Genomic DNA, 19,238 nt, shown 5'->3' on the forward strand with positions numbered 1-19,238 from the left:
CAGTTGGTCGGTTCCTGACCTGCCGGTGAATCTCCGGACGGAAGATGACGGGGTGCGCCGCCTGCTCCGGAAGCCCGTACGGCTGGTGCCGTTGGGGTTCCTGGCGGTGATCCTGGCCGGCACCGGCCTGCTCATGCTGCCCTGGGCCACCAGCGAGCAGCGGTACACCCCGTTCGTCACCGCGCTGTTCACGTCCACGTCGGCGGTGTCGGTGACCGGGATGGCGGTGACCGACACGCCGAACTACTGGAACGGCTTCGGACTCGTGATGATCACCGTGCTGACGCAGCTCGGTGGTCTGGGCATCCTGACCGGGGCGTCGCTGGTGATCCTGGCCGTCTCCCGCCAGCTCGGCCTGCGGAACCGGCTGCTCGTGCAGGCGGAGACCGCCGAGTTCGGCCTCGGCGACGTACGCCGGCTGCTGCTGCGCATCGCGGCGACCGTCTTCGTCACCGAGGCGCTGATGACGGCGGTGATCGCCGCGCGCCTGTTCCTGGCGTACGACTACCGTCCGGGCCGGGCGCTCTGGTCGGCGGTGTTCCACTCGGTGCAGGCGTTCAACAACGGCGGGTTCACCCTCTACTCCGACGGCCTGATCGCGTTCTCCCGCGACGGCTGGGTGGCGCTACCGCTCAGCGTCGGCGCGATCATCGGCGGGCTCGGTTTCCCGGCGCTGTTCGAGGCGGTACGCGAGTGGCGGCAGCCCGCGCGCTGGGCGGTCGCCACGAAGCTGACCGTCTGGGGCAGCGTGGTACTGACCGTCTTCGGCGTCGCCTACCTGCTGATGGCAGAGTGGGGCAACCCGTTCACGATCGGCACGTACGACGTGCCGGGCAAGCTGCTGGCGTCGTTCACCCAGATCGCGTTGAGCCGTACCGGCGGCTTCGACGTCATAAGCGTCGGGCACCTCACCGACGAGAGCTACCCGATGCTGATCGGCCTGATGTTCATCGGCGGCGGCAGCGCCAGCACCGCCGGCGGCATCAAGGTCTCCACGTTCTTCCTGCTCGGCTTCGCCATCTGGGCCGAGCTGCGGGGCGAACCGGACACCACTGTCGGGCGCCGCCGGGTGGCGGCGGCCAGCCAGCGGCAGGCGCTGACCGTGGCGCTGCTGAGCGTGGCGCTCGTGGCCGGCGGGACGGTCGGCCTGATCGCGCTGACCTCGCACATATCGTTCTCGGCCGCGTTGTTCGAGGTCACCTCCGCGTTCAGCACCACCGGCCTGACCGTCGGGGTGTCCGGGCAGCTCTCGCCGCCGGGCCAGTACGTGCTGACCGCGCTCATGTACATCGGCCGGATCGGGCCGCTCACGCTCGGCTCGGCCATCGCGTTGAACACCCGTCGACGGCTGTACCGCTACCCGGAGGAGCAACCCATTGTCGGCTAGACATCCGGAGGAGACCGGCATCGCGGTGATCGGCCTGGGCCGGTTCGGCGCGCGCCTGGCGGACTCCCTGTCCCGCCTCGGTTACGAGGTGCTGGCGATCGACCACGACCCGAACCGGGTCCAGCACTGGTCGGCCGACCTGGACCGGGTGGTGCAGGCGGACAGCACCGAGGAGGTGGCGCTGCGGCAGCTCGGGCTGGCGGACTTCCGCCGGGTCGTGGTCGCGATCGGGGCGTCGCTGGAGGCGAGCGTGCTCACCGTACTGGCGCTGGCCGAGCTGGGGATCGAGCAGATCTGGGCGCGGGCCACCTCGGAGAAGCACGCGAAGATCCTGCACTCGGTGGGCGCGCACCACGTGGTCTTCCCGGAGGCGGAGACCGGCGAGCGGGTGGCGCACCTGATCGTCAGCCGGATGCTCGACTTCATCGAGTTCGACGACGACTTCGCCATCGCCAAGATCAAGGTGCCGGCGCCGCTGGTCGGGCGGTCGCTGCGCGACATCGCACCGCAGGACCGGTACGGCGTGATGGTGGTGGGTGAGAAGCAGGCCGGGGAACCGTTTCGGTACGCCGGGCCGGACACCGTGCTGGAGGCGGACAGCGTCCTCATCGTGGAGGGCGGCATCACCCAGGTGCAGCGCTTCTCCGCGCTGACCTGACCCTCAGCCCTTCTTCGGACCCTTGCCCTTGCCGTGCTCACCCCCCTTCGGCCGGTCTACTTTGCTTTTCCCTTCGGCCCCTCCTTGCCCTTGGGCTTCGGCGCGGCCTTGGGCTTCGGTTTCGCCGGCGCCGGCTTGGCCTTCGCCGGCCCGCTCTTGGTGGTGGTCTTGGTGGTCGGCTTGACCGGCGTCTTCACCGGCGGCGCGGTGGTCGGCGCCGAACCGGCGATGCCGGAGACCTGCACGCCGCAGGTGCTGCCGCCGAGCGTGAACTCCACAGGCAGCGTGTTGCTCCCGGTGTAGCGGCCGGCCAGTGTCAGCTTCGTCGACGCGCCGGGTGCCAGCGCCGGGTCCGTCGCCGGTGCGGCGATCGACACGGTACGCCCCGCCTGACGTGCCGGGGGCTGGGCCGTGGTGACCGTCTGCTTGCCGGGGAACGTGAAGTTCATGGTCCAGCCGCGCAGTTCCCGGTCGCCGGTGTTGGTGAGCGTCAGCTCGGCGGAGAAGTCCTTGCCGGTGTCGCGGCGCAGCGAGTAGTCGACGGCACAGGGGATCGGCTCGGGCAGGCTCATCCGCGCCTCGGTCGGTTCCACCCCGCCGCTGGCCGGGCTCCGCGACGTCAGCCCCCACAGCGTGGCGGTAACGGCGATCAGCCCGACGGCGGCGACCCCGGCCTCCACCTTGCGCCGCCGCGCCACCGCCCGCCTCGTGCGGGTCCGTACCACCGAGAACGGCAGCGCGTCGGTCTCCGCCGACCAGGGCAGGATCGTGGTGCCGGCGTTCTCGGCGAGCGCCGGGTCCATCCGGCCGAACGCCGGCGACACCGGCACGATCGCCGCGATACCCGCTGCCTCGGCGAGCGTACGGGCCACCTCGGCGGTCGCCGGGCGGTCCTCGGGGCGCTTCGCCAGGCACCGCTGTACCAGCGCGGCGACCGGCTCGGGCAGGCCCGGCACCGCGGGCATCGGGTCCGGGTCGCGATACATGTGCGCGCGCAGCATCTCGGTGGTGGTGCTGGCCTGCCACGGCAGACGGCCGGTGAGCATCCGGTAGAGCAGCAGCCCCACCGCGTACACGTCGGTGGCGGGCGAGACGTGCCCGTTGTCCAGCCGCTCCGGCGCGAGGTAAGCCGGCGTGCCGAGCAGCGCGCCGTCCGGCCCCTTGTCGCTCTCCCCCACCAGCGCCGAGATGCCGAAGTCGACGACCTTCACCCCGGTCGGGGTCAGCATCACGTTGCCCGGTGTGACGTCCCGGTGCACTACGCCACGGGCGTGCGCGGCGGCCAGCGCCGAGGCGACCTCCGCGCCGATGGTCATGGCCTCCCGCCAGGGAAGCTGCCCGTCGCGGCCGAGCCGCCCGCTGAGCGGACCGCCGTCGACAAGCTCCATGACCACGTACGGCACGGTCAGGCCGACCTGCACGGACTCGCCGTAGTCGTACACGTTTGTGATGTTGGGGTGGCACAGCCGCGCGGCGGCCTGCGCCTCCACCCGGATCCGGTGCCGGAACGCCTTGTCGCTGGCCAGCCGCGAGGCCAGCACCTTGACCGCCACCTGACGGCCCAGCACCTCGTCGTAGCCGCGCCAGACGACCGACATGCCGCCCGCGCCCAACTGCTCGACGAGCCGATATCGCTCGCCGAGCAGTTGCACGCCGTTCCTGACCGGTCCACCCATGGTCGGTCCTGTTGCCCGAAGTCGACCCTGGTACACCTCAGCGGTCGGAATCGGTCAGGAAAGTCACCCGTTCAGGCGGTCGCGAGCAGTTGGTCCACCGGCGCGTAGTCGTCGGTGAGCACCATCGCGTCGCCCACCCATGCGGTCACCGCCGCCTCGTCCATCAGCGAGGCCGGCTCGGGCAGCAGCTTGAGGCCGGGCGGGATCGCGGCGAGCGGCAGCGGCGCGTCCGAGGCGACGATCACGAAGTTGGCGCCCTGCTTCCCGTCGATCGCGCCGGGCGGGGCGATCAGCGCGACGTGCGCGAACTCGGCCTTCACGGTGGCCAGTTCGGCCCGGATGAACCGGCCCGGCGGGTAGTCGATGACGTTCTGCACGTAGATGCCGTCCGGGCGCAGCACCCGCCGGATGTCGGCGGCCATCTCCCGGGTCGCCAGGTGCCACGGCACGACCAGGTGGCCGAACGCGTCGCCGACGATGAGGTCGCGGCTGTCGGCCGGCTCGCCGCGCAGCAGCACCCGCGCGTCGCCCACCTCGGCGCGCATCCCCGATCCGGTACGCAGGCCCAGCTCCCGCCGGTCCAGCTCGACCAGGCCGCCGTCCAGCTCGAACACCAGGTTGTCGGTGCCGGGCCGGGTCGCGGCCAGGTAGTGCGGCACGGTGAAGCCGCCGCCGCCCAGGTGCAGCGCGTCGATCGGCTGCTTCGCCGGCCGCGCCACGTCCGCGACCAGGCCGATCCACTGCGTGTACGCGTACTTCAGGTGGGTCGGCTCGCCCAGGTCGACGTACGAGTGCTCGGCCGAGTTGAGGTAGAGCGTGCGTCCCTGCGGCCACGACGGGTCCACCTCGACCCGGGCGCAGTGGTAGGCGGTCTCCACGTCGCACGGGTTCGGCGCCGCGGCGGTGAGCCCGGCGGCGGCGAGGCCGAGCAGCGCCAGCGCGGCCTTGACCCGGCCCGGCGCGGACAGCCCGCTCGGGCCGGCCTGCCGGCGCAGCCAGAAGCCGAGCGCCAGCCCGGTCACGCCGAGCACGGCGGCCAGCCCCAGCACGATGACGGTGCTGGACAGCGCCGCCACCAGCACGAAGCCGGTGCCGAGCGTGGCGGTGATGCCGCCGAGCGTGCCGATGCCGGACAGTTTGCCCACCACCTGCCCGGTGCGGCGCAGGTCGGCGAGCTGGAGCTTCACCACGAGCGGGGTGATCCCGGCCAGCAGCGCGGCCGGCAGCAGGACGGTGAGCGCGGTCAGCAGGAGCACCGCGCTCGCCGCGCCGCCGCGCAGCACCTCACCGGCGTACCTGACGATCGGCAGCGTGACCGCGGTGGCGATGCCGGCCAGCACCAGCGCCGGGGCGAGCAGGGTGCGCGGGTCACGCCGGTCGGCGAGCCACCCGCCGAACCACGCCCCGTACGCGATGGCGGCCAGCGCCATGCCGATCACCGAGCTGGTCACCTGGAGGGTCACCCCGACGTACGGGCCGACCAGGCGCAGCGACACGGTCTCCAGCACCAGCACGGCACCGCTGGAGAGGAAGACGAGGAACGCGGCGAGCCCGTTGGGCAGGGCCCGGGGCGGGACCGGGGCGTCGGCCGCCGGTCCCGCGATGACGTCTGACGATGTGCTGCTCACCGTGGCGATGCTACGCAGCGCTCGCGGCGGGCCGGGTCAATACATCGAGATGTGAACATGGTTTGTGTGGTCCGCTGCCGGGCTGCCACCGCCGCTGTACGCGCGCCAGCCGGTGTTCGGCATCCAGATCTGCCGATACCAGATGACGTACATGATGCCGAGTCGGTTGGCGTTGTTCTTCGCCCAGGCGGCGAGGCTGTCGCCGTACGCCTTGTCGCCGCCGGTGGCGGTCTTGTCCTCGAACCCGCCGCTGGCGGCGGAGAAGTCGCAGGCCCGGCCCTTGGGGTGCTCGCCGCCGCCACCGCTGCGGTGACACGAGGCGTAGCGCTTGTAACCGGCCGCCTTGGCCTGCTGGAGCATGTGCAGCGTGCGCGGCGTGATGCAGCCGGACGCGGGCGTCGGGTCGTCCACCGAGCAGGACTCCGACGGCCACGAGCCGTCCGAGTTGCGCGGGGCGGGCTTCGCCGACGAGGAGGTGCCGTTGAATCCGGACCCGGCGCCGGAGCTGACCTTCGCCAGCGCCACCTCGGCGTCCTTCTTCTTGCGGGCCTGCACCGCGACCTGCTTGGCCTGCTCGCGCACCTCGGCGTCGATGGCGAGTTTCGCCTCGGCCGCCTGCGCCTTCGCGTCGGCCAGCTCCCGCAGCCGCTTGCTGTCCCGCTGGGCCATCACGTCCAGCTCGGCCGCGCGCTTGAGGAAGTCGTTCGGGTCGGCGCTGGCGAGCAGCATCGACGTCGCGGTCAGCCGGCCCATCCGGTACGACTGCGCGGCGACCTCACCGGCCTGCGCGCTGAGCCCGACGAGGCGTACCTCGACGTCCTTGAGCTGGGCGGCGAGCGCCTTCTGCCGGCGCTTGGAGTTCTCCAGCTTGTTCTGGGCCTCGATGTGGCCCTTCGCCGCCGCCTCCAACGCCGCCCGCAGCTGCTTGCTGCCGCCCTCGTTCGGGGCGTTCGGGCTGGGTACGGCGGCGGCCGGGCCGGCGGCCACGCCGGAGCCGAGCAGCACGGCCACCGCGGCGAGCGCGGCGAGCAGCGACCGCCGGACGCGCCGGCCGGTAGGGCTGGTCCTGGGCACGTGTTGGTCCTTCCGTCGACCGCCGGCCCCCGTACACCGAGCGGCGTCTCCGCCGGCGCCGGACGGCGGCCTGCTGGCGGAGACCGCCGGTCACGATACCGGACCACACGCGACGCGCCAGGCCGGCGACGGCGTACGGCGTCCGACATCGACGCAGCGTGCCGCGCCCGTCGCACTACGCCGCTCAACCGCCCAGCAGGGCGGCGCTCACCTCGTCCCAGATCTCCGGGCTCGACGCCACCAGCAGTCCCCGGCCGTCGTCGGCCGGGTGGTAGTCGGCGCCGTCGAACCGGCGGGCCACGCCACCGGCCTCGCGCACCAGCAACGTGCCGGGTGTGTGGTCCCACGGCAGGGTGCGCCAGAACAGCACGAACTGCTGCTCGCCGGTGAGCACGTCCAGGTATTCCCGGCCCGCGCAGTGCTGGCCGGGCAGCAGCTCACCGATGCGGCGGCCGCCCTCCTCCACCCGGCGGCGGAAGTCCGGCGGCAGGAACTTCGTCGCCGCGGTGCCGCGCAGCGCGCCCACCCGCGGCTCGGCCGGCGGCGCGCTCAGCGACGCCCCGTCCAGCTCGGTGCCGGCGCCGAGCCGACACGCCGCCATCGTGCCGTCGAGCGGGTCGTACACCCAGGAGGCCACCGGTACGCCGTCGGTGAGCAGCGCCGCCATCAGCGCGAACGGCCGGCGACCGGCGGCGAAGTTGGAGGTGCCGTCGACCGGGTCGACGAGCCACACGTCGCCGCTGCCGCGCAGGTGCCGCAGCAGGTCCGGGTCCTCGGCGACGGCCTCCTCGCCGACCACCACCGAGCCGGGACGCAGCCGCCGCAGGCCCTCGGAGATCAGCACCTCGGCCTCGCGGTCAGCGACGGTGACCACCTCGCCCGGCGCCTTCTCGGAGATGTCGGACGCGTCGAGCCGGCGGAACAACGGCACGACGACCTTGGCCGCCGCCTCCTTCAGCAGCGCGCCGACGTCGTCCAGCAGCGGGTCAGCCACGCGGCGGCAGCTTGACCACGCTGACGAAGAACTCGTCGATCTGGCGGACCACCGAGATGAAGCGCTCGAAGTCCACCGGCTTGGTCACGTAGGCGTTGGCGTGCAGCTGGTAGCTGCGCAGGATGTCCTCGTCGGCCTGTGAGGTGGTGAGCACCACGACCGGGATGCGGCGCAGTTCCTCGTCCTTCTTGATCTCCTTGAGCACCTCCCGGCCGTCGCGGCGGGGCAGGTTCAGGTCGAGCAGGATCAGGTCGGGCGTCACCGCGTCCGCGTACCGGCCCTCGCGGCGCAGGTAGGCGAGCGCCTCGGCGCCGTCGGAGACGACGGTGAGGCGGTTGCGGAGCTTGTGCTCCTCGAACGCCTCCTGGGTCATCAGCACGTCGCCGGGGTCGTCCTCGACGAGCAGGACCTCGATCGGGCTCTTGCCGTCCGCGGGCGCGGTCATGCCACCGTCTCCTTCATGCCACCGTTTGTACCGTGTCGGTCCGCCTCCGCGGGCGGCTCTTCGCGTGCCTCGCCGTCCGGCTGCCGCCCGGCGTCCGCCGGGTCACCGTCGGCGGCCGGCGCGTCGGCCGGTTCCGCGGCATCCGCCGTGTCCTCGTCCGCCGCCTCCGCCGCCTTGGCGGCCTCGATGTCGGCCTCCAGCGCGGGCAGCGTGAACCGGATGGTGGTGCCCTCGTCGGTGTCGGTGTCCACCCAGACCCGGCCGCCGTGATATTCCACGATCTTCTTGACGATGGCCAGCCCGATGCCGGTGCCCGGGTACGCGTCCTTGGAGTGCAGCCGCTGGAAGATCACGAAGATCTTGTCGGCGAACTCCGGCTCGATCCCGATGCCGTTGTCCCGGCAGCTGATCTCCCACTCGCCGTCCACCAGCCGCGCCGACACGTGCACCTTCGGCGGCACGTCGGGCCGGCGGAACTTCACCGAGTTGCTGACCAGGTTGACCAGCAGGTTCGTCAGCAGCGGTTCCTCGCCGCGGATGGTGGGCATCTCGCCCCAGGTCAGGTCCGCGTCGGCGTACTGCAACGCCGCCTCGGTCTGCCCCGCCACGTCGCCCATCACCTTGTTCAGGTCGACCTCGGTGAAACCGGTGGTCAACCGGCCGATCCGGGAGAACGCCAGCAGGTCGTTGATCAGCCGCTGCATGCGCTGCGCGCCGTCCACCGCGAACGCGATGTACTGGTCGGCCCGCTCGTCGAGCTGCCCGGCGTAGCGCCGCTGCAGCAGCTGGCAGAAGCTCGCCACCTTGCGCAGCGGCTCCTGGAGGTCGTGCGAGGCGACGTACGCGAACTGCTCCAGGTCACGGTTGGAGCGGGTCAGCTCCTCGGCCTGCTTCTGCAACTGGCTGTTGACCCACTCGATGCGCTCCCGCGCCTCGCGTACCTCGTCCAGCTCGCGGGCGATCTTCATCCGCATCTGGTCGATGTCGTCGGCGAGGCGACGGAACTCCGGCGGGCCGGACCCCTCGATGCGGTGCCGGTAGTCGCCGTCGGCCACCTCGCGTACCTGGCCGACCAGGTCGGCCAGCGGGCGGATCAGGATCCGGTCCAGCGAGACCAGCATGACCACGCCGGCCGTCGTCACCACCAGCGCGGCGATGATCAGCAGCACGACCAGCGTGTTGCTCGTCTCGTTGACCCGGTCGGCGGTCTCCTGCCGGACCGTGAGGATCTCGTCCTGGAGCGTGTTCACCGACGTGCGGATGCCGTCGAACTGCTGGCGCGTCGCATCAGTGATCAGCGCCTGGCCGGCCGCCGGGCCGTCCCGCTCGACTGTGGTGATCACCGGCTCGGCCACCTGGGTCCGCCACTGCGCGGTCTGCTGCTCCACCACCTCCAGCGACCGGCGCACGTCCGGGTAGTCGGCGGAGAGATCGCGGATCGAGGTGACCAGGCTCTGCTCGCGCCGCACGCCCTCCCGATAGGGCTCCAGGTCGCTGCGGTCCCCGTTCACCGCGTACCCGCGCACCGAGGTCTCCTGGTCGAGCAGCACGCTCATCAGTTCCTGCGCCTGGACGCGCAGCGGACCGGTCTTGAGCAGCACCGCGTCGATGTTCTGCCGGTTCTGCGCGGCGACCGCCGCCTCCGCGCCGGCCAGCCCGAGCAGCAGCACCACCACCACGCCGAGCAGCGCGGCCACCCGCCGCCGCAGGGTCCACCCCTGCTGGTACGCCTTCACAGGTTCCTCCCCGTAGCCCTTCAACGACCACTACCGCGGGTCACCAGCAACATCGCCACGTCGTCGGCCAGCGGGCCACCGTTTATCTGCTCGGCCCGTCCGACCAGCCAGGCGGGTAGCTCGGCCAGCGGCACCGCCCGGTTCGCCGGGTCGGCGAGCAGCCCGGTCAGGCCCGGTACGTCGAGCCGTTCGTCACCGCCGTCCACCCGGCCCTCGATCAGGCCGTCGGTGTACATCAGCAGGGACCAGTCGTCGGTGTCGAACTCCAGGTCGAAGGCGACCGGGCGGCGCGGGCGTACGCCCAGCAGCAACCCGCCCTTGGCCGGCACCGGCGCGACAGTCCCGCCGCTGAGCAGCAGCGGCGGCGGATGACCGGCGAGGCGTACGGTGGCCCGCGCCGACGCCAGGTCGAGCCGGGTGGTGGCCACCGTCGCGAAGATCTCCTGGAGGCGGCGCTCGCTCATCAGCACCTGCTCCAGCGCGGGCAGCACCTCGTCGTCCGGCACCCCGGCCAGCACCAGCGCCCGCCAGGCCACGCGCAGTTCGACGCCGAGCGCCGCCTCGTCCACGCCGTGCCCGCAGACGTCGCCGACGATCAGGTCGATCCGGTCCGGCCGGGTCTGCACCACGTCGTAGAAGTCGCCGCCGATCAGCGCGGCATGCCGGCCGGGCCGGTAGAACGTGTGCACCGACACCTCGTCGGTGGTCATCAGCGGCTGCGGCAGCAGGCCGCGTTCCAGGCGGGCGGACTCGGCCTGGCGCAGCTCCACCTCGCGCAGCCGGCGGGCGTTCTCGTCGGCGCGCTTGCGCTCGACCGCGTACCGCAGCGCCCGGGTCAGCAGGACCCCGTCGACCTGGCCCTTGACCAGGTAGTCCTGCGCGCCCTCGGCGACCGCGACGATGCCCAGGTGCTCATCCGAGCGGCCGGTCAGGACGCAGACGGCGGCGCCGCTGGCCATCTCCAGCACCCGGCGCAGGCCGTCCAGGCCCTGCGCGTCCGGCAGGCCCAGGTCGAGCAGGACGCAGTCCACGCCCATCACCCGCTGCCGGGCCTCGCTGAGGCTGGTGGCGACCAGCAGGTCGATCATCGAGTTGGTCTCGGCGAGCAGCTCGCCGACCAGGAAGGCGTCGCCCTCGTCGTCCTCGACCAGCAGCACCCGCAGCCGCTCGCCCGGCGGTACGCCGCCGTGCAGCCCCGCCCCGGCCGACGGCACGTAGGCGGCACCCGACGCGCCGGCCCCACGGACCGGTCGGGTCACCGCCGCGAGACGCGGGAGTTCGCTGGTGATGTCGGACTCCTTCCGAATGCCCTGCTGATCCTGGCTGACACAACGGTCCCACCCCGACAGCGGCACGGTCGACCCACGATGTTACGCCGGGAGCGCTGTCACGCCCGCAGCGCACCGACCGAGGACTGCCGCCGCGGCCCTCGGGGGTGCAGGATGATCCCACCCCGTAGATCCACCCCGAGGAGTCCCTGTGGGCGCACCCCCCACCCGCCCCGCCGACCGCGCGTTCAGCAGGCCCCGCCGCCGGCCGATCGCCGCCCTGGCCGCGCTCGTCGCGCTGCTCGCCGTCGGGGCGGGCGTCCTGGTCGGCCTCTCCACCCCGGCGCCACGTCCGGCGGACGCGCCCGCCGGCGACTTCAGCGCCGCCCGGGCGTTCCGGAACGTCGAGGTGATCGCCGCCGAGCCGCACGTGGCGGGCAGCGCCGCAAACGACCGGGTACGCGAGCACCTGGTGGCGACGCTGCGCGGGCTGGGCCTTCAGACCGAGGTGCAGGACACGGTCGCGCCCGAGGCCGGGCAGCTGTCCGGCGCGGCGGGCGGGGCGACGCTGGCCCGGGTCCGCAACGTGGTGGCCCGGCTTCCCGGCACCGACCCGACCGGGAAGGTGTTCCTGGTCTCGCACTACGACTCGGTGCAGACCGGGCCGGGCGGCAACGACGACGCGGCCGGCACCGCCGCGATCCTGGAGGTGGCCCGGGCGCTGACCACCGGCCCGCGCCCCCGCAACGACATCGTATTCGTGCTGACCGACGCGGAGGAGGCGTGCCTGTGCGGGGCCGCCGGGTTCGCCGGCGACCATCCGCTCGCCCGCGACGGCGGGGTGGTGCTCAACCTGGAGGCGCGTGGCTCCACCGGCCCGGTGATCATGTTCGAGACGTCCCGGGACAACGCGAAGCTGGTCGAGATCTTCGGCAGGGCCGCGCCGCACCCGGTGGGCACCTCGTTCGCGGTGGAGATCTACCGGGCGCTGCCGAACGACACCGACTTCACCGCGTTCCTGGACCGGAAGTTCGTCGGGCTGAACTCCGCGTACATCGACGGCGGCGCGATCTACCACACCCCGCTGGACGTGCCGGCCCGGATGGACCGGGGCAGCCTCCAGATGCACGGTGACAACGCGCTCGGCCTGGCCCGCGAGTTCGGCCGTACCGATCTGAGTGACCTGAGCGCCGACCACGACGACACCTACTTCCCGGTGCTCGGCGGCCTGATCAGCTACCCCGGCTGGCTGACGGTGCCGCTGGCCGTGATCGCGCTGCTCGCCGTCGGCGCCCTCGGCTGGTTCCTGCGCATCCGGGGCCGGGCCACCGCCGGCACGCTCGCCGCCGGCTTCGGCCTCACCCTGGTGCCGGTCGTCGTGGCACCGCTCGGCGCGTGGCTGCTCTGGGCCGCGATCACCACGATCCGCCCGGGGTACGCCGAACTGCTCGACCCGTACCGCCCGGTCTGGTATCGGCTCGCCGTCGTGGCGCTCGCCGCCGCGGTGCTGTTCTGCTGGTACGCGCTGCTGCGCCGCCGCGTCGGCCCGGCCGCGCTGGCGTTCGGCGGGCTGGCCTGGCTCGCCGTGTTCGGTGTGCTGCTCGCCGTGGCGGTACCCGGCGGGGCGTACCTGACGACACTGCCCGCCCTGGCCGGTGCGCTCGCCGGTTTCGCCGCGCTCGCCACCCGCCGCGACGGACCGTGGCCGGTGGTCGCGGTGACGCTCGCCGCCGCGGTGGCAGTGGTAATCCTGCTGCCTCCGGTGGTGCTGCTGTTCCCGGCGCTCGGCATGGGCATGGGCGCGGTAGCCGCGCTCGTCGCGGTGCTGCTCGGCCTCGCCGTACTCCCGGTGGTGGACCTGCTGCACCCCCGGGCCGGCGGCCAGCGCGGCCTGCTCGCGCTGCGCGCACGCCGGCTCGGCGCGCTGCCCGCCGCGGCCGCCGCGCTGGCGGCGGTGGTGCTCGCCGGGGTCGGCCTCGCAGTGGACCGCTTCGACGCCGCACATCCCGTGCCGACCCACCTGATGTACGCGCTGGACGCGGGCACCGGGAAGGCGGCGTGGCTGACTCGCGAGGAGAAGCCGCAGCCCTGGACCGACGGATACGTCGACCGGAGCATCTCGCTGGCCGACGACTTCCCCGGGCTGGGCGACGGCGAGATGCGCGCCGGGCCGGCCACGGCCGCGCCGCTGCCCGCCCCGAAGGTGGAGACGCTCTCCGACACCCGCGACGGTGACCAGCGTGTGCTGCGCGTGCGGGTGGTGCCGCAGCGGCAGGTACGCCTGCTCACACTGCACGTCGACACCGGCACCGCCACAGTGCGGTCCGCCACGGTGGCCGGGCGGAGCGTGCCGGTCGAGCCGGGCGACGGGAAGTGGGGGTTCGGGATCGTGTTCCACGCCCCGCCGCCGGAGGGTGTCGAGGTCACGCTGACGCTCGTGCCGCGCGGCGGTGCCGTGTCGGTGCGGGCGATGGACGCCAGTGACGGGGTCTCCGGGGTGCCCGGGTTCCGGAAGCGGCCGGCGGGTGTGGGAGTGGTCGGCTCGCACAGTTCGGAGATGCTGGCGGTGGCGCGCACGTACCCGCTCTGACCGCCGCTTGATCGACACCAGCGCTTGATCGACACCACCTCGCCGAAGTGGCGGTATCCGCGCGCCGTGATACCGCCACTTCGGCGTACTGGAGTCGGCATGATCCCGCGAGCGGGTCTGACAGCGTCAGTGGATCTCCCTAGCATCGGTGCCGTGGGATACAACGTGGAGCCGTCCGGCCGCCTGCACCTTCCCGAGGGCGACGAGGCGGCCGCTCTCGCCGCTGTCCGGGTCGCCTGCTCCCAGCGGGACGGCTGGTTCGACCCGGACCTGCCACCCACGCCCGAGACGTTGACCGACATGGCGTGGGTGGGTGCGGCCACGTTCGTCCGCGACGGCGACTGGATCGAGGTCGGCCAGAGCCGGGACGACTTCAAGTGGTCGGGCCAGGCCATCGCCTTCTACGTCGCGCTGGCCCCGTTCGTACGCGCGGGAACCGTCCGGTTCGAGGGCGAGACGGGCGAACGCTGGTCCTACACCTACGCCGACGGCGGGATCACGCAGCAGGGATACAACGGCTGGGACGGCTCCACCGAGCTGGCCGGCTGAGGGCATGGACTTCTTCTGCTACCACCGGGACCGGCACGGCTCGAAGGCGTTGCGGAGTGACCTGGTCGAGGAGCACTGGGCCTACATGGACCGGTTCGCGGAGCAGATGATCGCGCGCGGCCCGACCCTTGCCGTCGACGGCACTCCGACGGGAAGCGTGCACCTCCTGGGCCTGCCCGGCCTCGCCGACGCGCGGGCGTTCGCCTTCGACGAGCCCAACTACCAGGCCGGCGCGTACCGGGACGTGATGCTGCGCCGGTGGCGGAACATGCTGGACCGCACCATGTGGGACTTCCCCGGCGGCCGGACCGGCGGCAACCGCTACCTGGTGCTGGGCCTCGGCCCGGAGCAGGACGACGGCCCGGTGCTTCCGCAGCGGCAGGACGAGTTGATCGCGTACGGGCCGTTGCTGTCCGACGACGGCGTGACGTGGGTGGGGACGGCGGCGCTGGTGCGGGCGACCGGGCCGGACGAGGCGCGCGCCGTGCTGGCCGCTGACCGGTACGCCGAGGTCGAGGTGCACAACTGGGTGTTCGGCGGCCGCCCGGCGTAACCGGCTACTCGTGATCTCCCAACCGGGTCTCACGGTATCCCCTTATGTCGTAGGCGACGTGCGGCTCGGCGAACTGCACAGGCTCTGTCGGTGCGGCGAGGGCGGTTCGCCGACTGGGGTACGCCGCCGAGTGTCCACAGGTGGCTAGGCTGGCGACGTGCCAAGCGATCCGGAGTGTGCGCGGCAGGCGCTGGCGATGTGGGACGGTTTCCCCGTTCACCGCGAGCCGCGTCCGATCGTGCTGACAGCGATGGGCATCAGAGCGCTCGACCGACTCATGGTGGACACGCAGTGGCGGTCGTTGTTCGACGCCCCCGGCGTCCCGGAGTCCGAGTTGCCGCCGGAGATCGCGCCGGCCGCCGTCGACTACTGCCGTGACGTGCAGAGCGGAGCGCAGAGACCGCTGGCGAACATCATCCGGGCGAACGGACCGTTCGCCACCGACCGGGGCACACGCGAACTCCCGGCGTGGATGATGCACCCCGACGACCGGCGATGGCCGTTCATCGCCTTGGACCCGGACTTCGAACGTCGGATGACGTGGCGGCCACCCGGCGTAGGAGCCGCTCATCACGAGGAGGCCGTGCTCGCGCACGATGGGCGCACCCTGACGTTCCGATTCATCGGAACGCCCGCGCAATACGCCGACTACCCCGACGCCGAGGTGTTCGAGACGGACACGGCGGTGCTCGTCGAGCCGGTGGAGGTCGCCCGCGACGGGAACGGTTATCGGCTGGACTACGCCGAGGAGCGCGAGGTGGTGGTGCGCCTGGCCGCTCCGCTCGGCAACCGGGTCCTGATCGGCGTCGGGCACGGTCCCGGAACAACCACCTTCGGCCTCCCCATAACGGTGCTCACCGCAGCCTGACCTGGTGAGCAGACGCGAAGGCGCCACCACCCCAGAGCGCCTGAGCGCTGGCCGGATGCGACCGGGTGTGCCGTCCGAGCACGTCAAGCCGTCCCGGGCGTTGATCGACGGCGTCTGTGCTCCCAACGGGCTCGTCGCTCGGCATAGGCACGCCGCGCATCCGACAGACTGACCGGCCGTTCGGCGTAGGCACGACGGGCATCCGTCAGACTGAGCGAACCGTTGGGGCCACCCCGCACCGTGTCCGCGTCCTCGTCGTCCTGCCCGTCGTCCTCCCAACCGCACACGAAGCAGATCTCGAACTGACCTCGCCCTTCGAGCGTCGGGTGCCGGCAGCAGGGACACGCGTAGGGTTCGCCACCCGCCTCGGCCACCACAGAACGCTGGTTCAGCCCCTCGACGTACTGCTCAAACCACCTGGTGCGACGCGCGAGTTCTTCTGCGGACGGCCCCTCCTGCTTGCCGGCATGCTCGTCCATCCTCTGCACCTCGCCTCGTCGATCGGTTGAAGTGACCGGGATACCGCTACTTCCAGCGGAAGTGCACGAAAAGGCGGCCGAAGTTCTTCGAGTCCTTCTCGACCCGGTGGTAGAGCTGCTTCACGTCCTTCTGGTCGAGGAAGCGCAGCACCTTCTTCTTCAACGCGCCGGAGCCCTTGCCCGGGATGATCTCCACGAGTGTGGCCTTCTTCGCCACCGCCTCGTCCATGATCCCGCGCAGCGCACGATCGATGTCGTGGCCCTTGTTGTAGATGTCGTGGAGATCGAGCTTGAGCTTCACGGTCCCATCCTAGGTACGCGGAAGGGCAGCCCGGGCGGGCTGCCCTTCCGCGTCATCGGTCAACGACCGACCTTGCCCTCCACCCGGCGCAGCGCGGTGGCGTAGTCGGTGTTCGTCGAGTACATCGCTGCCGCGATGCGCAGGTGCCGCAGCGCGTCCACCGGCCGGTTCATCCGCTCCAGCGTGCGGCCGAGCACGTGGTGCGCGTAGTGGTCGCTCGGGTCCCGGTCGACCAGCTCGCGCAGCTGCTCCTCGGCCCGGTTGAGCTGGGCCGACTGGAAGTACGCGCGGGCCAGCAGCTGCCGGACCGAGGAGTTGTCCGGCTCCGCCTCGATGATCGGTTCGAGCAGCCGGGCCGCTCCGGTCGGGTCACCCGCTTCGAAGAACATGGTCGCCCGCCGGTACTCCGCCAGAAGATCCACTCGACCCACCTCCTCGTGTCGCGCCAGGCCCTAGGTCCGACGCTGGCACAACACCGGCGCGAGCGCGAGTGTTCCTCGGGGCGAAGATCAGGTGGTCGGGTCGTACCGGCCGCCGATCAGGTCCCAGGCCCGGACACCACCGACGATTCCGGCAGTGTTCGGGACGATCACCACGTCGTCGCCCATCCGGGCCACCTGCTCGGGCCGGATCAGCCGCGAGTTGCCGCCGCCGAGATACAGCCGGTCCCAGCGGAACACCGGCCGCAGGCCGTCCACCACCTGCCGGATCCGCCGCGACCAGAACGCGTCGCCGAGCCGCCGCCGTTCCGGCTCCCCCACGTACGTGTCGTACGTGGTGTTCCACCGCACCGGTGCGTGCGACAGCTCCAGGTGCGGCGCCAGCACCCCGCCGTCGAACAACGCGCTGCCCAGCCCGGTGCCGAGCGTCAGCACCAGCTCGCAGCCGGTCCCGGCGACCACGCCCGCGCCGTGCACCTCGGCGTCGTTCAGCACCAGCGCCGGCACACCGAACGCCTCGGCTAACGCGGTGCGCGCGTCGTACCCGGACCACTCGGCCAGAAGTTCGGGATCGACGCGGCTGCGCGGCCCGGAGCGGGTCACGTAGTGCGGCGTCGCCACCACGACGCCGTGCCGGATCATGCCGGGCATGCCGACGGTGAGCCGGTCCGCCGCGGGCAGGCGGGCACCGAGATCCAGCAGCGTCTTGACGAACAAGGCCGGCGGCAACGGGTACGGCGTGGGCACGCGCAGCGGCCGTGCGCGCATGGTTCCGGCGGCATCCAGTACGGAGGCCTTTATCCCGCCGCCACCACAGTCGATCGCCAGTGTGGTCACCACGGCTGTGAGTCTCCCTCAGACCGGCGCCGCCGCGAGCGCGGGTCACGGTAATCCGGATGCGCCCGCCGGTAGGCTCGGTCATCTGATGAGCGCCACGTTGATCGCCAAGGACCTCACCGCCGGCCACGGTGACCGCCTCCTCTTCGAAGACCTCGACCTGGTCGTCGCGCCCGGCGACGTGGTGGGGCTGGTCGGGGTCAACGGCGCTGGCAAGTCCACGCTGCTGCGTACCCTCGCCGGTCTTGTCCCCCGCGAGCAGGGCTCGGTCTCGCTCAGCCCGCCCACGGCGACGGTCGGCTACCTGCCGCAGGAGCCGGAGCGCCGGCCCGGCGAGACGGTCCGCGAGTTCCTGGCCCGGCGCACCGGGGTGACCGCCGCGCAGGCCGCGCTTGATGCCGCCACCGAGGCGCTCACCGCCGGGACGGCGGGCGCCGACGACACGTACGCGAATGCTCTGGAACGCTGGCTCGACCTCGGCGGCGCGGATCTGGACGAACGGGCCGCGCAGGTGGCGGCGGAGCTGGGTCTCGACGTCGGCCTGGACCATCCGATGACCGGCCTGTCCGGCGGGCAGGCCGCCCGCGCCGGGCTCGCGTCGCTGCTGCTCAGCCGATACGACGTCTTCCTGCTCGACGAGCCCACAAACGACCTCGACCTGGCCGGGCTGGACCGGCTGGAACGCTTCGTCACCGGGCTGCGCGCCGGGACCGTGGTGGTCAGCCACGACCGGGAGTTCCTCACCCGCACGGTCACCCGGATCGTCGAGCTGGACCTGCACCAGCGGCAGGTCAACCACTACGGCGGTGGCTACGCGGCCTACCTGGAGGAGCGGGAGGTGGCGCGCCGGCACGCCCGCGAGGAGTACGAGGAGTACGCCGACACGAAGGCCGACCTGGAGGCGCGCGCCCGCACCCAGCGGGCGTGGATGGAGAAGGGCGTCAAGAACGCCCGCCGCAAGGCCACCGACAACGACAAGATCGGCCGCAAGTACCGCGCCGAGTCGACCGAGAAGCAGGCCGCGAAGGCCAAGCAGACCGCCCGGCTGATCGAGCGGCTGGAGGTGGTCGAGGAGCCGCGCAAGGAGTGGGAGCTGCGGATGGAGATCGCCGCCGCGCCCCGCGCCGGCGCCGTCGTGGCCTCGCTCCGAGGAGCAGTGGTACGCCGTGGCGGCTTCACGCTCGGGCCGCTGGACCTGCAGATCGACTGGGCCGACCGGGTGGCGATCACCGGGGCGAACGGCTCCGGCAAGAGCACCCTGCTCGCCGCGCTGCTCGGCCGGCTGCCACTGGACGAGGGGCACGCAGCGCTCGGCCCGGGTGTGGTGGTCGGCGAGGTCGACCAGGCCCGAGGGCTGTTCCTCGGCGACCAGCCGCTGCTCGACGCGTTCGGCGCCGCCGTACCCGATCTCGCCCCGGCGGACGTGCGGACGCTGCTGGCGAAGTTCGGGCTGCGCGCCGACCACGTGCTGCGGCCGGCGGCGACGCTGTCGCCCGGCGAGCGGACCCGGGCCGCGCTGGCCCTGCTCCAGGGGCGCGGCGTGAGCCTGCTGGTGCTCGACGAGCCGACGAACCACCTCGACCTGGCCGCGATCGAGCAGCTGGAGTCGGCGCTGGCCACCTATCCCGGCACGCTGCTGCTGGTGACCCACGACCGGCGGATGCTCGACGCGGTGAGCGTGAACCGGCGGCTGCGCGTCGCGGACGGACGGATCGCCGAACACTGATCCGTGCCGACCGGCGCGCGCGGGTCCAC

General features: G+C 72.3%; 18 protein-coding genes. 7 read left to right on the top strand and 11 right to left on the bottom strand.

Going from position 1 to position 19,238, the window contains the following annotated elements:
- Positions 1 to 52 precede the first annotated feature (52 nt).
- Both O7546_RS25690 and O7546_RS25695 read left to right on the top strand, forming a co-directional pair.
- A complete protein-coding gene (locus tag O7546_RS25690) occupies positions 53 to 1,387 on the top strand; it encodes a potassium transporter TrkG (protein WP_194801481.1) in 1,335 nt (444 codons plus the stop codon).
- Entirely contained in the window at positions 1,377 to 2,045 is a 669-nt protein-coding gene (locus tag O7546_RS25695) for a TrkA family potassium uptake protein (RefSeq protein ID WP_194801482.1), read from the top strand. Before O7546_RS25690 ends, O7546_RS25695 begins: the two co-directional genes overlap by 11 nt.
- 56 nt (positions 2,046 to 2,101) lie before the next feature.
- On the opposite strand, the gene O7546_RS25700 is transcribed toward O7546_RS25695, so the two are convergent.
- From O7546_RS25700 to O7546_RS25730, 7 genes are all read right to left on the bottom strand, one after another.
- A complete protein-coding gene (locus O7546_RS25700) occupies positions 2,102 to 3,721 on the bottom strand; it encodes a serine/threonine-protein kinase (RefSeq protein ID WP_269697694.1) in 1,620 nt (539 codons plus the stop codon).
- Between the two features lie 71 nt (positions 3,722 to 3,792).
- Positions 3,793 to 5,349, bottom strand: coding sequence for a fused MFS/spermidine synthase (locus O7546_RS25705; protein ID WP_269697695.1), 1,557 nt, complete (start codon positions 5,347 to 5,349; stop codon positions 3,793 to 3,795).
- Positions 5,350 to 5,385: 36 nt separating this feature from the next.
- On the bottom strand, positions 5,386 to 6,423 hold the full coding sequence (locus O7546_RS25710; protein ID WP_281600113.1) for a hypothetical protein: 1,038 nt from the start codon (positions 6,421 to 6,423) through the stop codon (positions 5,386 to 5,388).
- A 184-nt stretch (positions 6,424 to 6,607) separates the two neighbouring features.
- Positions 6,608 to 7,417, bottom strand: coding sequence for an inositol monophosphatase family protein (locus O7546_RS25715; protein ID WP_194801486.1), 810 nt, complete (start codon positions 7,415 to 7,417; stop codon positions 6,608 to 6,610).
- Positions 7,410 to 7,862 carry a response regulator gene (locus tag O7546_RS25720; protein WP_194801487.1) on the bottom strand — a complete coding sequence of 151 codons (453 nt, stop codon included), beginning with the start codon at positions 7,860 to 7,862 and terminating at the stop codon, positions 7,410 to 7,412. Before O7546_RS25720 ends, O7546_RS25715 begins: the two co-directional genes overlap by 8 nt.
- On the bottom strand, positions 7,859 to 9,598 hold the full coding sequence (locus O7546_RS25725; protein ID WP_194801488.1) for a sensor histidine kinase: 1,740 nt from the start codon (positions 9,596 to 9,598) through the stop codon (positions 7,859 to 7,861). The genes O7546_RS25720 and O7546_RS25725 overlap by 4 nt, the downstream gene beginning before the upstream one ends.
- 20 nt (positions 9,599 to 9,618) lie before the next feature.
- Positions 9,619 to 10,857: a fused response regulator/phosphatase gene (locus tag O7546_RS25730; protein WP_194801489.1), complete on the bottom strand. Its 1,239-nt coding sequence runs from the start codon at positions 10,855 to 10,857 to the stop codon at positions 9,619 to 9,621.
- A 220-nt stretch (positions 10,858 to 11,077) separates the two neighbouring features.
- Between O7546_RS25730 and O7546_RS25735 the strand changes: the two genes are divergently transcribed.
- From O7546_RS25735 to O7546_RS25750, 4 genes are all read left to right on the top strand, one after another.
- Positions 11,078 to 13,456, top strand: coding sequence for a M28 family peptidase (locus O7546_RS25735; protein WP_281600114.1), 2,379 nt, complete (start codon positions 11,078 to 11,080; stop codon positions 13,454 to 13,456).
- 153 nt (positions 13,457 to 13,609) lie between these two features.
- Positions 13,610 to 14,005 carry a hypothetical protein gene (locus tag O7546_RS25740; protein ID WP_194801491.1) on the top strand — a complete coding sequence of 132 codons (396 nt, stop codon included), beginning with the start codon at positions 13,610 to 13,612 and terminating at the stop codon, positions 14,003 to 14,005.
- 4 nt (positions 14,006 to 14,009) lie between these two features.
- On the top strand, positions 14,010 to 14,558 hold the full coding sequence (locus O7546_RS25745) for a YciI family protein (RefSeq protein WP_269697697.1): 549 nt from the start codon (positions 14,010 to 14,012) through the stop codon (positions 14,556 to 14,558).
- Positions 14,559 to 14,715: 157 nt separating this feature from the next.
- Complete coding sequence (locus tag O7546_RS25750; RefSeq protein WP_194801493.1) at positions 14,716 to 15,426, top strand: hypothetical protein; 711 nt, start codon at positions 14,716 to 14,718, stop codon at positions 15,424 to 15,426.
- A gap of 83 nt (positions 15,427 to 15,509) precedes the next feature.
- Here the strand turns inward: O7546_RS25750 and O7546_RS25755 are convergent, their stop codons facing one another.
- From O7546_RS25755 to O7546_RS25770, 4 genes are all read right to left on the bottom strand, one after another.
- Complete coding sequence (locus O7546_RS25755) at positions 15,510 to 15,905, bottom strand: CPCC family cysteine-rich protein (protein ID WP_194801494.1); 396 nt, start codon at positions 15,903 to 15,905, stop codon at positions 15,510 to 15,512.
- A gap of 46 nt (positions 15,906 to 15,951) precedes the next feature.
- A complete protein-coding gene (locus O7546_RS25760) occupies positions 15,952 to 16,206 on the bottom strand; it encodes a Smr/MutS family protein (protein WP_013288724.1) in 255 nt (84 codons plus the stop codon).
- A gap of 59 nt (positions 16,207 to 16,265) precedes the next feature.
- On the bottom strand, positions 16,266 to 16,628 hold the full coding sequence (locus O7546_RS25765; RefSeq protein ID WP_018787684.1) for a tetratricopeptide repeat protein: 363 nt from the start codon (positions 16,626 to 16,628) through the stop codon (positions 16,266 to 16,268).
- 87 nt (positions 16,629 to 16,715) lie between these two features.
- A complete protein-coding gene (locus tag O7546_RS25770) occupies positions 16,716 to 17,486 on the bottom strand; it encodes an ROK family protein (protein ID WP_194801495.1) in 771 nt (256 codons plus the stop codon).
- Between the two features lie 85 nt (positions 17,487 to 17,571).
- On the opposite strand from O7546_RS25770, the gene O7546_RS25775 reads away from it, so the two are divergent.
- Entirely contained in the window at positions 17,572 to 19,209 is a 1,638-nt protein-coding gene (locus O7546_RS25775) for an ABC-F family ATP-binding cassette domain-containing protein (RefSeq protein ID WP_281600115.1), read from the top strand.
- The last annotated feature ends 29 nt before the right edge of the window (positions 19,210 to 19,238 follow it).

The organism is Micromonospora sp. WMMA1976, from assembly GCF_027497335.1.
Lineage (GTDB): Bacteria > Actinomycetota > Actinomycetes > Mycobacteriales > Micromonosporaceae > Micromonospora > Micromonospora aurantiaca.